Origin of the sequence: Clostridium sp. UBA7339, from assembly GCF_002470865.1 — a bacterium.
Taxonomy (GTDB): Bacteria; Bacillota; Clostridia; order Clostridiales; family Clostridiaceae; genus Clostridium_J; species Clostridium_J sulfidigenes.
The window spans coordinates 206,261-221,225 of the sequence record NZ_DKPI01000012.1 but is presented as its reverse complement, the minus strand read 5'-3'; the positions used below and the strand labels follow the sequence as shown (position 1 = coordinate 221,225).

General features: G+C 30.1%; 13 protein-coding genes and 1 pseudogene. 1 reads left to right on the top strand and 13 read right to left on the bottom strand.

Going from position 1 to position 14,965, the window contains the following annotated elements:
* The first annotated feature begins 157 nt into the window (after window positions 1-157).
* Entirely contained in the window at window positions 158-526 is a 369-nt protein-coding gene (locus B2S02_RS12860) for a DUF6483 family protein (protein ID WP_346920832.1), read from the top strand.
* 140 nt (window positions 527-666) lie between these two features.
* Here the strand turns inward: B2S02_RS12860 and B2S02_RS12855 are convergent, their stop codons facing one another.
* The 13 genes and pseudogenes from B2S02_RS12855 to B2S02_RS12795 all read right to left on the bottom strand — a co-directional run bounded on the left by B2S02_RS12855 (window position 667) and on the right by B2S02_RS12795 (window position 14,775).
* Entirely contained in the window at window positions 667-1,800 is a 1,134-nt protein-coding gene (locus B2S02_RS12855; RefSeq protein WP_346920928.1) for a serine hydrolase, read from the bottom strand.
* Between the two features lie 8 nt (window positions 1,801-1,808).
* Entirely contained in the window at window positions 1,809-2,585 is a 777-nt protein-coding gene (locus B2S02_RS12850) for a pseudouridine synthase (RefSeq protein ID WP_346920831.1), read from the bottom strand.
* A 549-nt stretch (window positions 2,586-3,134) separates the two neighbouring features.
* Window positions 3,135-3,905: a CsxC family protein gene (locus B2S02_RS12845; RefSeq protein WP_346846433.1), complete on the bottom strand. Its 771-nt coding sequence runs from the start codon at window positions 3,903-3,905 to the stop codon at window positions 3,135-3,137.
* 309 nt (window positions 3,906-4,214) lie between these two features.
* Window positions 4,215-5,027: a CsxC family protein gene (locus tag B2S02_RS12840; RefSeq protein WP_346846432.1), complete on the bottom strand. Its 813-nt coding sequence runs from the start codon at window positions 5,025-5,027 to the stop codon at window positions 4,215-4,217.
* A gap of 301 nt (window positions 5,028-5,328) precedes the next feature.
* Entirely contained in the window at window positions 5,329-5,901 is a 573-nt protein-coding gene (locus B2S02_RS12835; protein WP_346880048.1) for a DUF3862 domain-containing protein, read from the bottom strand.
* A gap of 183 nt (window positions 5,902-6,084) precedes the next feature.
* Window positions 6,085-6,690, bottom strand: coding sequence for an isoprenylcysteine carboxylmethyltransferase family protein (locus B2S02_RS12830; RefSeq protein ID WP_346877023.1), 606 nt, complete (start codon window positions 6,688-6,690; stop codon window positions 6,085-6,087).
* Window positions 6,691-6,903: 213 nt separating this feature from the next.
* A pseudogene (locus tag B2S02_RS12825) lies at window positions 6,904-7,989 on the bottom strand (PQQ-dependent sugar dehydrogenase).
* Between the two features lie 187 nt (window positions 7,990-8,176).
* Window positions 8,177-8,551, bottom strand: a complete 375-nt coding sequence (locus B2S02_RS12820; RefSeq protein ID WP_346846428.1) for a phage holin family protein — start codon at window positions 8,549-8,551, stop codon at window positions 8,177-8,179.
* Between the two features lie 106 nt (window positions 8,552-8,657).
* Window positions 8,658-9,593 (bottom strand): DUF5692 family protein, encoded by a 936-nt coding sequence (locus B2S02_RS12815; protein WP_346920830.1) that lies wholly within the window; start codon window positions 9,591-9,593, stop codon window positions 8,658-8,660.
* A gap of 288 nt (window positions 9,594-9,881) precedes the next feature.
* Window positions 9,882-10,514 (bottom strand): histidine phosphatase family protein, encoded by a 633-nt coding sequence (locus B2S02_RS12810; RefSeq protein ID WP_346877024.1) that lies wholly within the window; start codon window positions 10,512-10,514, stop codon window positions 9,882-9,884.
* 339 nt (window positions 10,515-10,853) lie between these two features.
* Window positions 10,854-12,290, bottom strand: a complete 1,437-nt coding sequence (locus tag B2S02_RS12805) for a carbon starvation CstA family protein (RefSeq protein WP_346877025.1) — start codon at window positions 12,288-12,290, stop codon at window positions 10,854-10,856.
* 105 nt (window positions 12,291-12,395) lie between these two features.
* Window positions 12,396-13,097 (bottom strand): LytTR family DNA-binding domain-containing protein, encoded by a 702-nt coding sequence (locus B2S02_RS12800; protein ID WP_346846424.1) that lies wholly within the window; start codon window positions 13,095-13,097, stop codon window positions 12,396-12,398.
* Between the two features lie 4 nt (window positions 13,098-13,101).
* Complete coding sequence (locus B2S02_RS12795; RefSeq protein ID WP_346877192.1) at window positions 13,102-14,775, bottom strand: sensor histidine kinase; 1,674 nt, start codon at window positions 14,773-14,775, stop codon at window positions 13,102-13,104.
* Window positions 14,776-14,965 lie beyond the last annotated feature (190 nt).

The following is a 14,965-nucleotide window of genomic DNA, read 5'->3' as shown; positions in this document are numbered from 1 at the left end:
CAATCAAACATAAATACTTACATTTTGCTTGTAATATAATAAATATATACAAAAATAAAGTAACATCTGTTAATATAAATTATTAGAGTGACTGTATAAAATTTAAGAATATAATTCCTTTAACCATACTAATTTAAAATAAGGAGTGACTTTATAAATGTATGAAAATGACTATATAATGAAAATGATAAAAACAGCCTTACAAGCAGTAGCTTCTATATTTAAAGGGAAAAATGCTATAGAAAATAGTATTGATGAAAACAGTGATGATATTACTATTGCAGAAGACCAGCTACTGGAAATAATGATTAGAAAATATATAATTGGAGGTGAAATCAATAAAGCTGAAAATATGCTGTTTGAAGCTATCAATTCTCATAAATCCCCTAGAAACTTAGAACTAGCACTATTCTTTTATGAAGAAATAAGTAAATGGACTGAAGATAAACTCATCAGTTGTAATTTCTCAAAAATAGAAATATTGGAAGGTTTAAATACTGTAAAAAGAATATATAAAAGAAGTTAATAATCAAAACTTCTAAATAAGATTTACAAAATCAGAGAATATACACTAAATTTTTGGACATACGTACCCTCTCATCAATCAAAATGAGAGTATATAAATTTGTGTTTACACAAACTTATCTACTCCCCCTTTTTATCTATTTAACTTAATTCATCTATTATCTTCTTAGCTTCTTTATTGTTAGGATTCAACTCAAAAGATTTCTTATAGCTCTCTAAAGCTAGCTTCTTATTACTTTGACATAAGTACATTTCACCTAAACTATCATAAAGGTTAGCTGATCCTGGAAATATTTTTATTGATAAATTGAGCACATCTATTGCCTCTTTAATTCTTTTTCTCTCCAACAAGTTATAAGCAATAGCGTTAAATTCATCCTCATACACAAGATATTTTTCAATGGAATTTTCCTTTATTGTATAATACTCCTGTAATGCAATTTCAGAATTATTATTAAACATTGTTCTTACTATATGACTAGCAAGTGATCTTTTTATATATTCAACTTCTTCTCCTAAAAGTATATCTAAAATACTCTCGCATAAAACTTTAGTTCCAATATAATCTGAATTAATCATAACAACAACTGCAATACCTCTCTCTGGTAATATTATTAAATTGCTTCTAAATCCTGTATCCATACCACTGTGAGATCTCACTTTATTTTCTTTATATTCTCCCAAAAACCATGCCAATCCAATTTCCGAAGTATAACCACCCCAACCTGTTAAGGCATATTTTCTCCAAAGTTCTAAATAACTATGGGCTTCTAATATTTTATTTCCTTTAAATTTTCCGACCTTCATATTAGCAATAGCGTAGTTGCACATTTCAACTACATTAGAATACAACGTAGAGCTTGGACCATGTGCACGATTATAAGGAAAAACTTCACTAACCGTGGCACCATAGCCATTCTTGATATCTAAGACATGAGGACTTGTAAGTAGCTCCTTTGAAACTAAAGGTTTAAAAAAATTGCTTTCTTTCATTTGTACAACATTGAGAATATTTTCTTTCATATATTTCTCAAAAGACATACCTGAAACTTTTTCAATAACATTTCCCAAAATCTCATAATCAATATTACTATAGGCAAATTTTTCTCCTGGCTTCCACATAAGTTCTCTTCCACTAATGCTTCTAACGTACCTCTCTAAAGCATCTTCATTATATTGAGGCTTATTCCATTCATAATCCTCTTCATCTGGCATACCTGATACATGAGTTAACAATTGCCTTATAGTTATTTTTTTATATCTATCTCCAAAAATTATAATTTTTACACTAACTTGTGAACTTCCTCTTCTGTTAGCATTCGATACTGGCCTTTTTCAAGGGTTTCATCTAAGGTTAACTCCCCAATAGAAATCCTCTTTAAATATACCACATAACAACCAACTGCCTTTAACATACGCTTAACTTGATGTTTACGTCCCTCAGAAATTGTAAGATATCCACAGACAATAGGCTGATTATAATGTTTTGATTCTATATTATAAAACTTTCCAATATCAGTTTCCTGTTCTAACTCTTCATAGTTCCCACATTTCACCACTTCAATTTTGGCAGGCTTTGTTAATGCTTCACCTTCTCCAATGGAAATTCCATTCTCTAATCTATCTCTATCTTCGTCATCTAATGAACCCAATGCCCAAAAGAAATATTTCTTTTCGACATGCCTTTCCGGACACATTAATTGATGATCAAAATCACCATCGTTGGTAAAAAGCAATAATCCTTCTGTATCTTTATCTAATCTTCCAACATGAAATATCCCATTTATATTATCCTCATAAAAAAAATCAAAGACTGTTTTATTATCAGCATCCTTTCTTGCAGTAATACATCCTGTAGGTTTATGAAACATATAATACACCTTTTCTCTATAATCAACTACTTTATCAAGATACTCAATGATATCGGTACTCTCCTTAATTTCCATTGCAGGCTCTGTTATCACTTCCCCATTTACTTTAACCTTACCTTCTTTAATATAATCCCTACTCTTTTTACGTGTCTCAACGAATGACCCTGCTAAAAATTTGTCTAATCTCATATTTACCCTCTTCTTTTCATCAGTAAAATAATTTTAGTTCTCTTATCCTAAGTAAAATAGTAACTATAATAATATATACTACTTTCATCTATGAGTAAAGATGTTCATTTATTAATAAGGTAGTATTTTGATACAGATAATATAAACATAAACAGATTTCTAACCTTCAGAGGGAGTTTTTTACTCCCTCTGAAGGTTAGAAATCGTTATCCAGGGTCGTAGCCGCTCTTTACTCCCACTTTGAAGAAGATGGGAGTATTAGAGCGGGTAGTCATCGGATAAAATGGACTAAGGTAATAATAAATCATGTCTTAATCCATTATTTTTAAATAAACATGCCTTATCAAAACATTTTTCTTCCATTTAATAGGAATTAAATTGTGGTATTCAATTACAATATAAACTAATGAATATTTATCTATTCTTAAAAACAGGCCCAAAACCTCTCTTAGTAGATTTTAGGCCTGTTTAATATTATCAAGTAATAAAAGCTTTTACACTTATATTCATTTAGCAATGTTACACTTTTATATTTATATTATTTAATAATTATAGTGCTGCAATTTTTACCTGTTGTTCTTGTAGGACTTTTAGTGTTAAATTCACTACTATTTTTTCTGTGAATCCAGTAAATATTTGTTCTGCAGGAACTATGCAACTTATAGTTGGATTTATATGAATATCAACCTCAGCAATATCTGCTCTTACTAATTCAGTAAAAGGTTTTTCATTAAAGAATTCTGTAGAGAAAAAACTCTGACCACAAGGATTATGTCCAATTACGGGATCTGAACAAGCATTGCAACCTTGAAGTTTATCTGTAAAAAATTCTAATTCACTCTGAATGTCATTTTCAATAAAAATCGGTTCTCTAATAAAATTAATTCTTGTTGTAAAATTGAAAGGAACTTCAACTGTGCAACATCTTATATCTCCACAAACATTTGGACTTTCAATTATACTACAAGTTTTGGTTGCATACTCAATATTTTTTCTTATAAACCCCTCTATAAATAGTATTCCAGTATCAGGTGCACACTCTTGAAAAAATGGAATAATACGAGATTGAGTTAAAAATACATTTTTTTTAATTCGTTTAATTTCCATAGCTGGTTGGTCTAATGTGATAGTAGCTTCAACAGGAATTGTTATGTTTATCTCTGCTAATACAACTGGAATCTTAACAAATACAGGTCCAGATTTAATAACAACAGGTGTTACAGGGATTTGTTTAGTTAATGATTGTACTTTAGACGTAATAGTTGCACAAGGATCTGCTACACATTCATAATCACTTGTATTTTTTGGGCTATCATTCATTATAAGATTTCCTCCTTATCTATCTAATTGTTAGTGTAAAGTTTTTTACACTAATTCTTTTTTAAAATTATATATATCAATGCCCCCTTTTTTTCTGTTATAATTGAATCGCAAAGCCAATCAAAACATCCAAAGGAAAAACATTGCTATGGATTCATGATATAAAGATATCTCATGCTTCCGATGAAGCTTATATTAAGTATTGTAATGCTTGATAAAGATAATATTTCTCTTAAAAACAGACCCAAAACCTCTCTTAGTAAGCTTTAGGTCTGCAATATATCATTTAAATAAGATTAATTTTTCAATTTAATTCCTGCATGTTGCTTGTGTTGCTTCTGTTGCTGTAATTTCTACCTGTTGTTCTTGTAATACTTTTAGTGTTAAATTTACTACTACTTTTTCTGTAAGTTGAGTAAATACTTGCTCTGTAGGAACTGCGCAATTTATAGTTGGATTTGTGTGAATATCAACTTCAGCAATATCCGCTCTTACTAATTCAGTAAAAGGTTTTTCGTTAAAGAACTCTGTAAAGAAGGAGCTCTGATCGCAAGGATTACGTCCAATTACTCTATCTGAACAAGCATCGCAACCTTGAAGTTTATCTGTAAAAAATTCTAATTCACTCGGAATGCTATTTTCAATAAAAATTGGTGGTCTAAGGAAAGCAATTCTTGTTGTGAAATTAAAAGGTACTTCAACTGTACAATGTCTTATATCTCCACAAACATTTGGAGTTCCAGCTGTCCTACAAGTTTTAGTTGCATACTCGATATTCTTTCTTATAAAACCTGCTATAAATAGTATTCCAGTATTAAATTGATCATCTTGAGAAAATGGAATAATACGGGATTGAGTTAAATATACATTCTTTCTAATTCGTTTAATTTCTATAGCTGGTTGGTCTAGTGTGATAGTAGCTTCAACCGGAATGGTTATATTTACTTCTGCTAACACAACTGGAATCTTAACAAATGCAGGTCCAGGTGCAATAACAATCGGAGTTACAGGAAGTTGTTCAGTTAGTGATTGTACTTGGGTAGTAACAGTTGCACAAGAATCTGTTGCACAAGAGTTTCCTACACATCTATTGTTATTTGCATTTATTTTATTGTCATTCATAATAACATTTCCCCCATTTTTATCTAATTAAACTATAGTTAGTGAGACCTTATACTATATAATATATGAATTTCTACTTTTTGTTCATATATAAATAAAAAAGTTTCTTTTATTTAGTAAATGCAATCATAAGCCTGTTGAAGAAACTTTAGAGTATCTAAAATAAATAAACAATATCCTCTTTAAAAATTTATTTGCATAAACTCAACCCTTAAAATAAATAAAAAACTAGGTTTCCCTAGTCTTTTATTTATATTTGTTTCAATTCATATACCTTTAGATTTATATCATAAATTAAATACTATTTTAAGTTAAATTGAGCTTTCATTTCTAGTTTTCCATCTGAAAAAGTAAAGTTAGCGTTTGAGCCATCTTTATTTATCCATGCATAGATTATAGCTTCCATATCCATAATTTTTGTTTGAGAAAGTATTTGTCCCTCACCTAATATACCTTTAACTTCATCATATGTCATTCCTTCTTTAACCTGATTATACTTGTCTAATGTTATTTTTGCATCCATACTTTCTAATCCAGCTTGAGCCTTTGCCGTAACTTCATCATTTTGCATGGTAATGGTCAAATTACTTATACCAGAACCATTCCAAGAATATAGATTGGTTTTAATCCCAGCTACCTCAGATGAACTTTCTTCTTTTCCATCTCCAAGTATATTTTTGACCTCATCATATTTAGCACCCATATTTATTTTCAAAAAATTCTCATAGGTAACTTTTGTGTCTGTTTTCTTTTCCTCTGTAACTGCTGGCGAATTACTTGCTGTATCATTTTGTGTCTCTACAGTTTTAGAGCTACATCCTACTAATCCTAAAATTAATAATCCACCAGTAATCATTGATAGTATTTTTCTCATCATTTCTCCCCATTATTAGTTAAGTCCTTTATAATTGTATAATAATATAGGTCTTCTTACAATCACTTACATATAATGAGTAAAACTTATATAAATGAAAAAAAGAGACTAGATTTCTCTAATCTCCATATAGCTAACTGATAATATTGACCTTATTTCTGTTATAAAACATCATTATACTTCTCAAAATAACAGATATCTTGGTGTCTTATTTACATACTCACTATATTCCTTTTTAAATACTTCTTCCATATGATTTTCTTCTTGAAGTATTTGTAGATGTATACCAACTACAACTAATAAACCTACAATTACGATAATAAGATTTGCATAGGTAATTGCAGCTCCAATAAACATCAAGTCCATTCCAACAAAGGCTGGATTCCTACTGAATCTATAAAGTCCTGAAGTTATAAGTGATGTTTTTGTTGATTTATCTATACCTGCTCTCCAAGAAGTTTTCATGAAAACCATAGCCAATATAAAGAGTGAAACTCCTATTAATGTAATGACTACTCCAATAATGCTTACTGTAAAGCCTTTGCCAAGTCCAACAAACCACTTTTCTGTAAATGATGGAAATAAAGCACTAATAGTCCAAATCCCTATCCCTGCAAAAGTCATTGCTTTTAGAAACCTTTCAATAATAAGACTTTCTTTACTTTTAGTACCTTTACCAAAAACATTAGCTTTAATGTTGTTTTTCTTTGATAATATTATTAGTTTACCTATATATGAAATACCAAATATACATAGTAATGCAAATGAAACTATCTCTATTAACCCCATAATTATTCCCACCTTTAAAATTACTTTTTACTAATATTATTTATATGAATACTTATTCATATGTTCATGTAAATATTATATTCTCACCTATAATTCGTGTCAATAGACTTTAGCAAAAATTTCTTATATAAAGAAAAACACACTGTACAGCAATAGGTAAAAATATATATCATATTATGAAAGTAAGAGTTATAATTATTGTAAATCTTATGTTCATTTTTGCTGGCTACTCCTAATTGGAATAATCCGAATAATTTTATCATCACCTATATTAGGATTACCTCTTCCATCTCTATTACTTGTTGTTAGGTAAATTGATCCATCTTTCCCCTGAATAATCTCACGTAAGCGCCCATATCTATTCTTCAACCATGAATCTACGCTATTTACTTTCGTTCCTTTTCCATTCAATGAAATAGTAAGTAGTTGTTCTCCACGCAAAGTAGCAACTAGTAATTTCCCTTGCCACGGTCCTTGTTCTACAAAGGCTATACCAGAAGGTGCCCACGTCTCTTCTTCACTGTGTATTAATGGCTTTTGCACTATAACTTCCTTAGAGTCTTCATTTCCTTGAACCAGAGGTCATCCATAATTAGCTCCTGGCTGTATAATATTTATTTCATCATGAGCGGTCTGCCCATGCTCAGATGCATACAATATATTTCTTGAATTCCAGGCTAAACCCTGAGGATTTCTATGACCAAAGCTATAAACAGGTGAATTTACATTTGGATTATCTTCAGGAATACTACCATCTAATTCTATTCGCAGTATTTTCCCTGCTGTGCTTGTGACATTTTGTGCCAATGCAGAATTACCTGCATCCCCCGTCGTAATATATAATTTTCCATCTGGCCCTATCTTTATCCTACCACCATTATGAATCCGCCCACCAGGGATTTTATCAATAAGTACTCTGTCAATAGATGCCTTGTTATTATTTTCAATCAATCTCACAACACGATTGTTAACTTGATTACCTTCTGCATATGAATGCATAACATATATATAATGGTTTTGAGAATAATTTGGATCTAATGCAATTCCCATCAATCCACCTTCCCCTTGGCTTACAAAGGGTGCACTAAATCTGATCAGTGGCTGCGGAAGAAGTTTGCCATCTTCAATAATTCTAACTGCTCCAGACCGCTCTGTAAAATATAATTTACCTTCATTGCTTATATCTATGGCCCAAGGTACATATAAATTTTCAGCAATAACTTCAACTTCATAGGGAAGTTCTCTTGAAATACCGCTCTTTGCTTTCCCTCTAGAGGCGTTATCTCCACGTAATATCATATTAGATAAAACATTGTAAATCTTTCTTTTCATGCTGCTATCCTCCAAACTTAAATAAATCATATATCAATGCACACTTTATTTATATTATTAAGTATTCATGTTAATGTTCCATTTTTACATAAATAAAAAGAACCCTATTTCTAGAGTTCTTCCTTTAATCATTTCAATATGATGTATTTAAAAATTACATTGCTCTTGATGGAAATACAGCATCTATTACACCAATTACTAAAGCTGCTAATATTGCGCCTAGAAGAGATACCCTCATATTTGGCACTAAAAATTGTGCTACATATATTATTACAGCTGCAATAATAAAACCTTTTATTCCTTTTCCAAAAGGTGATGCATCAACTCCCATGAATGCTTCTACGAAATAGTCTAATACAGTTATTACAACTGCTGCAATTAGATATGACCATAATCCATAAATACTAAATCCTGGAGTTAAAAATGATGTTATACCTAAAATAATTGCAACTAATATCAATCTTCCTGCCCATCTTAAAATACTATTTCCACTAGAACCTTCTTTTCTTACCTCATTATTATCTGGCATAAGAATTCCTCCTTTAATAGAAATTTTAATTTCTTAAAGGTATTATGCCCATAAATTCCAAAAATATAATCTCCTATATACATATTAAATTATTATACTTTTTATATTATCTATTTTCTTCAACTACCTTCTTATAGGCTTTTGTTTCTACAAAAATTTCATCTTTTAGTGGATTAAGTTTATTTTTATGAATCTTATTAAACTGATAAATTACTAATGCTACATTTGCTATTAAAGATAATAAACTTAAAATAAAAAATGTTTTTGGATTATGTGTAGTAGCTACAGGTGCTATACGATCTGCAAAGGAAGGTACTGTCATAACAAACATAATCCATAGGGCAAGTGTCTGTGCACGATGCTGTAGCCATGCTCCTTTTTTGATAAAGAAAGCAGGTATGGTGCAAGAAAGTAACAGTGCCAAACCACAATAAAATGAATGATCTGCTATACAATTATATGTATAGGCAAAATTCCACAAATCATATGCTATAATCCAAGGCCATATCATATCAGGCCATATCATATCCTTTGTTTTATCTTTAGAAATAAAAATACCAACCCATCCGCAAATGGCAATAATGTTTAGTAATCCAGCTATACCATTCATGATATTCCATGATCCTGACATTACCCAAAGATTGTCTACATATGCTCCGTTCCATGCACCATATGTAAAGCATTGAAAATCACGAATAGCTGCTTCGAGAATATTAATTGCCAAAATAAGTGGTGGAAAGCATAATACCCACTTCTTTTTAGCAAGTGATGGAATATAGCGAATAGCCATAAATCCAAGGCACCCTGCCAGTGCTGAGTAAGTTTTTACCCAGTTAAACCAAGTACCTGTTCCATATTCATTTCCTGGAGCTGCAGTTGTTGGCCAAACAAAAATAGTTAAACCTATAGGAACAATTAAAAAAAGTATAATTCCGCCCCATTTTGTTGAACGACCAAGCTCATTAAAAGCCATTAAGGCAAAAAGAATAAAAAGCCAAATAGCCCAACCTGTAAAATTGGTTGACTCATAAAAAAAACCCATAATATTCCCCCCCTAAAAATAATATTTGACATAATTCTATTATGTCTCTTCATAACAAGCAAAGATATGTAAATATTTAAAGTTTAAATATATTTATCTGTTATCTTAGTAATTATATTACATATTGACTCTTTGGTCAAATATTTAAAACGCCCCAAAACCCCCATGAACAGCACAACTATTTATATAGTTTTATATTTATATAGTTTCCTATATAACTATTTTCCTGTTTAAATATTTATATAGACATATAGTTTTATATACTCCTATTTCTCTATAAATCTAGGTTTATATTTCCCTATGATAATATAAATGCTCAACACTATTGCTCATAACTATTTCCCATTTTCCTTCTATATGCTCAATTTTGTGCATTCCAGTAGTAGATGTTTTAGATAGTTTAGGTGACTTATTTGTCCACTTTATATTATTTAATATATAGTATAAAACATTTATTACTCCACCATGAGTAAGAATCATTACATCATCTTCTTCCATTCCTGTTGAAATATTGTTGCAAAGTTCTAGAAAAGTACTTTGTATTCTCTTGTAAAACTCACTAGGGCTTTCCCCATTTGGATATCTCTCACTCATGTCTAGTGTATTAAAAAAGAGTCCAGGATATTTTATTAATGCATCCTTGTTATCCATTCCTGCCAGAACTCCATTATTTATTTCTCTCCAATCACTACAATACTTCACTGGTATATTTAATTTACTTTCAATCTCCTTAGCTGTTTCAACAGCTCGTCTTAAATCACTGCTTATAATTTTATTAATGCTGTACTTTTCTTTATTATCACTTAAATAATTTGCTAATAATTGGGCTTGTTCCATGCCCTCCTCTATTAAACCCAAATCACTCCATCCACCTCTATAATTTTCATTGTCCATACCATGTCTAACTATGTATATAGCCAATTTACCACTCACTCCTTCCTAGTAACCGAATAAACTATAACTACCATTTACCCTAAAATACTATTACTTTAATCGAATATAGAGCCTATTATTACAATTACATACTTTTATAATAAATTTATAGTTACAATTTGTAAACTATTTTATTTATTATAATATAATCCTTATCCAGGTATGTAATAACTCTTCACTCCCTCTTTAAATTAGATGGAAGTATTAGAGATGATATCAACCGTATAAAAATATATAAAAAAGTACCTATAAGCTAAACACTTTTGTGTATCTAGCCTATAAGTACTTTTATTCCATTAGTATTTTTATAATGAACTTTATAGAATTTTAAATTTTACCTTTTGCTTTTGTTTCTACTTTTTTTGCTGCTATTAAGAAAATTACCATTGCTACAATTGCACTTACAATTCCTATTGGATATGAAATACTTTGAGAAAGCTTAAAGCCTTCTGGTGCAATTAAAATGTAAGATGTACATACTGCTGTCATAAATGTTGCTGGTATAGTAGCAATCCAGTGTTTTTTACCTTTAGTAACTAAGTACATGCCTGATGTCCATAATACTATTGTAGCTAAAGTTTGGTTAGACCATCCAAAATATCTCCATACTATTCCAAAATCCATCTTAGTTAATATAAAGCCTACTACAAATAAAGGAATACTAATTATAAATCTATTTTTAATAGGTCCTTGATCAAGTTTAAATGAATCAGCTATAGTTAATCTTGCACTTCTAAATGCTGTATCCCCAGAAGTTATAGGACATGCTACAACTCCAAGTATAGCTAGTAATCCACCTACTCTTCCAAGTAAGCTTCCGCAAATTTCGTTTACTACCCAAGCTGCTGTATGACCTTCTATTGCCATAGTAGCATTTAACTCTGCTACTCCACCAAAGAAGCTCATTGCTGCTGCAGCCCAAATTAAAGCAACTACACCTTCTGCTATCATTGAACCATAGAATATTTTTCTACCTTGCTTTTCACTAGTTATACATCTTGCCATTAAAGGTGATTGTGTTGCATGGAACCCTGAAATAGCTCCACAAGCAATAGTTATAAATAACATTGGGAATATTGGATTTTTATCTGGGTTTGAATGCATATTAATCAAATTAGCCGGTATTATTTCTGGTATATCAAATCCACCAAAAATTAATGCACCACCAACACCAATTGCCATAACTAATAAACAAATTCCAAAAATAGGGTATATCTTTCCAATAAGCTTGTCTATAGGAACCATTGTTGCAATTATATAATATGCAAATATAATATATATTAATAATGTAATGTTTAATCCTGTTAATCCTTTTAATATACTTGCTGGTCCAGTTACAAATACAACTCCTACAAGAACTAAAAGTATTACTGAGAATACTCTCATAAAGTTTTTGAAGCCTTTTCCAAGGTATTGACCTACAACTTCAGGAATACTTGTCCCATCATGCCTTACTGAAAGCATACCAGAAAAATAATCGTGAACTCCACCTGCAAATATACATCCAAAGACAATCCACAAAAATGCTGATGGACCCCACATTGCACCTGCAATTGCACCAAAAATAGGTCCTAAACCTGCTATGTTAAGAAATTGAATTAAGAAAATTTTGTATGCAGGCATTTTAACAAAGTCTACACCATCCTCTAGCCTTACAGCAGGAGTTTGAATTTTTTCATCTGCTCCAAAAGCCTTTTCCACAATTGCACCATAAATAAAATAACCTATAATAAGAGCAATAATCGCTAAAATAAATGATACCATTTGGACCCCTCCTAATTAATTATTTGTTAACAAAATTATAATATGTTTTTTAGGAGTTTATACGGTTTCATACATGAAAAAACAAAAAAAGCACATCAAGTGCTTTTATATGCCCATTATATGCTTAAACTCACCTATATTATTTCTACTTACGGGTATATCAACTTTCTCACCTTGTAATTTTAACATAAAGGTGTTGTTAAACCACGGAACTATCTCTGTAATTTTATCAGTATTAATAATATATGATCTATGACTTCTATAAAAGAGTTCTTTGGGAAGTTTTTTATAAAATTCTGAAATACTACAGTTTACATTATATTGTACTCCATTAATATAAATTAAAGTTTCTCGTTCCTTTGCTTCACAATAGGAAATATCTACTATATTTTTTACAATCATCTTATTATCTTTCCAAAGGGTTATTTTATTATTTATACTCTTTTTATCTGAAAGTTTATCAATTTTCTTTAATGTACTAACTATTCGTTCTTCTGAATAAGGCTTTAATATGTAGTCATAAGCTTGAATTTCAAAGGCATCTACAGCATAATCTTTATGGGCAGTAATAAAAATTACAAGGGATTGCTTTGGAAAATGATTAATAATTTTACATAATGCAATGCCATCTAGTTTCGGCATATTAATATCTAGGAAAATAATATCTGGTTTATTTTCTTCAATATATTCTAAAGCCTTAATAGAATCATCAAATTCATTCACTATTTTTATATTACTGAAATTGTTTATAAAATATTTTAGCTCTTCTCTTGAAGGAGATTCATCATCAACAATAATACAATTCATACCATCACTCCCTTATTTTACTTACATTGAAACTGATTCTAGTACCGCTTTTCAATGTTTCTATCTTTAATCCTTCACCATAAATATATTTTAATCTATTATGAACATTTGATATGCCTATTTTATTTTCTTCCATTTTATCTTCATAGACTTTTTCTATAATATCTTTTGAAATTCCAATTCCATCATCTTCAATAATTATCATAATGTTGTCCTTGGAAACTTTTTGAACTTCAATTGTCACTGTCCCTTCACCTTTACCTTTTAAAATACCATGTTTTATGGAATTTTCAACTATTGGCTGAATGATAAGGCTTGGGATTTTAACATCTAAATCATCTTCAATATTATAAACTACATGAAGTTTCTCCCCAAATCTTGCTTTTTCTATTTCTACATATGCTTTAACCTGCTCTAGTTCCTTATAAATATCTACATGGTTTTCCCCTATATCTAAATTATACCTTAAGTAGGTAGATAAATTAATAATTAGCTCTCTTGCTTTATTAGGATTAAATCTAATAAAGGAAATTATTGTATTTAGTGCATTAAATAGAAAATGAGGATTTATTTGGGATTGCAACGCCTTTATTTCAGCCTTATTTGCCATATTTTTCAGTTCTCCAAGCTTACTTATTTCTAGCTGGGTAGAAATAATTTGGGATAAGCCTACAGCTAAATTTATATTTCTAAAGGAAATAGCATTATCAGTGCAATAATATATTTTTAATGTACCTATTACTTCATCCCCTTCTTTTAAAGGAGCAATAATTGCAGATTTTAAACTACAATTTAAATTAGGACACTCAATCTGATTTGCATTTGTTAGAGAAAGCAAATTCCCTCCTCTAATAACCTTTTTTGTAGCCTCTGTTATAATTTTCTGGCCCTTTATATGGTGGTCAGCTCCTACTCCTACGTGAGCTAATATATTTTCTTTATTTGTTATAGATACTGCATCTGCATTAATTGATTCCCTTATTATTCCGCATATCTGTTCTAAGGAATTTTCATTCATTTCTCTAAAATAAGGTAAAGTTTTATTTGCAATCTCTAAAGCGATTTGTGCTTGTTTTGCTGCAATTTCTTCCTTTTCTTTAAGTATTTTTTGAATTATCAATATTAGAATTGCAATTCCAATAGCATTAGCAAAACTCATAGGAAAATATATGCTCTTTACAATGGTTAATGCATTGCTAAAGGGATGTGCAATTGTAAGTATTAAAATCATTTCTAAAATTTCAATTAAAAGTCCTCCAAATAACCCGTAAAACCACTTGTTATTTTCATTTGATTTACTATATATTAAACCTGCAACTATTCCCGAAATTATAGTAGTTATTGTACAAGGTATTGATGTAATTCCTCCAATATCTACAAGCAATCTATGAACTCCAGCTATAATACCTGCCATTGTCCCTACAAAAGGTCCGCATAGTATTCCCCCAGTCATTACACCAATAATTCTTGTATTAGCAATGGCTCCATTAACCTCTGTTCCTGTGTAGGTTCCCAAAATTCCAAAGGCTCCAAAAATTATTGAAAGCACAATTAGATCTTTCTTTTTAAATTTATCCTTTTGTACTATTTTCTTAAAGCTCCCTAGTCTTGAAACAAAGAAAGCAATAAGGATTACATACCCTAAATTATTCGTAAGATTTCTTAGTAATTCTACCATTAAAATTAACTCCATTTCACTAAATGCATATTTTAAAAACATATATCGAATATTTTACCAGTTGTTTTTATATCTAAATAAGTTTCTATAAATATTATATATAAAATTCTAAAATATATAAACAAAGTTATTAATACTTGTGGTGTCAAATAAGAATGAGCACCCCTAAGAGTGCTCATTCTTAACTTAA

What these genes read in the sequence shown, in the direction of transcription:
- B2S02_RS12845 (WP_346846433.1), bottom strand. Translation starts at nt 3,905, where the DNA reads ATGAATGATAGCCCAAAAAATACAAGTGATTATGAATGTGTAGCAGAT.
- B2S02_RS12800 (WP_346846424.1), bottom strand. Translation starts at nt 13,097, where the DNA reads ATGAATTGTATTATTGTTGATGATGAATCTCCTTCAAGAGAAGAGCTA.
- B2S02_RS12835 (WP_346880048.1), bottom strand. Translation starts at nt 5,901, where the DNA reads ATGAGAAAAATACTATCAATGATTACTGGTGGATTATTAATTTTAGGA.
- B2S02_RS12805 (WP_346877025.1), bottom strand. Translation starts at nt 12,290, where the DNA reads ATGGTATCATTTATTTTAGCGATTATTGCTCTTATTATAGGTTATTTT.
- B2S02_RS12820 (WP_346846428.1), bottom strand. Translation starts at nt 8,551, where the DNA reads ATGCCAGATAATAATGAGGTAAGAAAAGAAGGTTCTAGTGGAAATAGT.
- B2S02_RS12830 (WP_346877023.1), bottom strand. Translation starts at nt 6,690, where the DNA reads ATGGGGTTAATAGAGATAGTTTCATTTGCATTACTATGTATATTTGGT.
- B2S02_RS12815 (WP_346920830.1), bottom strand. Translation starts at nt 9,593, where the DNA reads ATGGGTTTTTTTTATGAGTCAACCAATTTTACAGGTTGGGCTATTTGG.
- B2S02_RS12840 (WP_346846432.1), bottom strand. Translation starts at nt 5,027, where the DNA reads ATGAATGACAATAAAATAAATGCAAATAACAATAGATGTGTAGGAAAC.
- B2S02_RS12860 (WP_346920832.1), top strand. Translation starts at nt 158, where the DNA reads ATGTATGAAAATGACTATATAATGAAAATGATAAAAACAGCCTTACAA.
- B2S02_RS12795 (WP_346877192.1), bottom strand. Translation starts at nt 14,775, where the DNA reads ATGGTAGAATTACTAAGAAATCTTACGAATAATTTAGGGTATGTAATC.
- B2S02_RS12850 (WP_346920831.1), bottom strand. Translation starts at nt 2,585, where the DNA reads ATGAGATTAGACAAATTTTTAGCAGGGTCATTCGTTGAGACACGTAAA.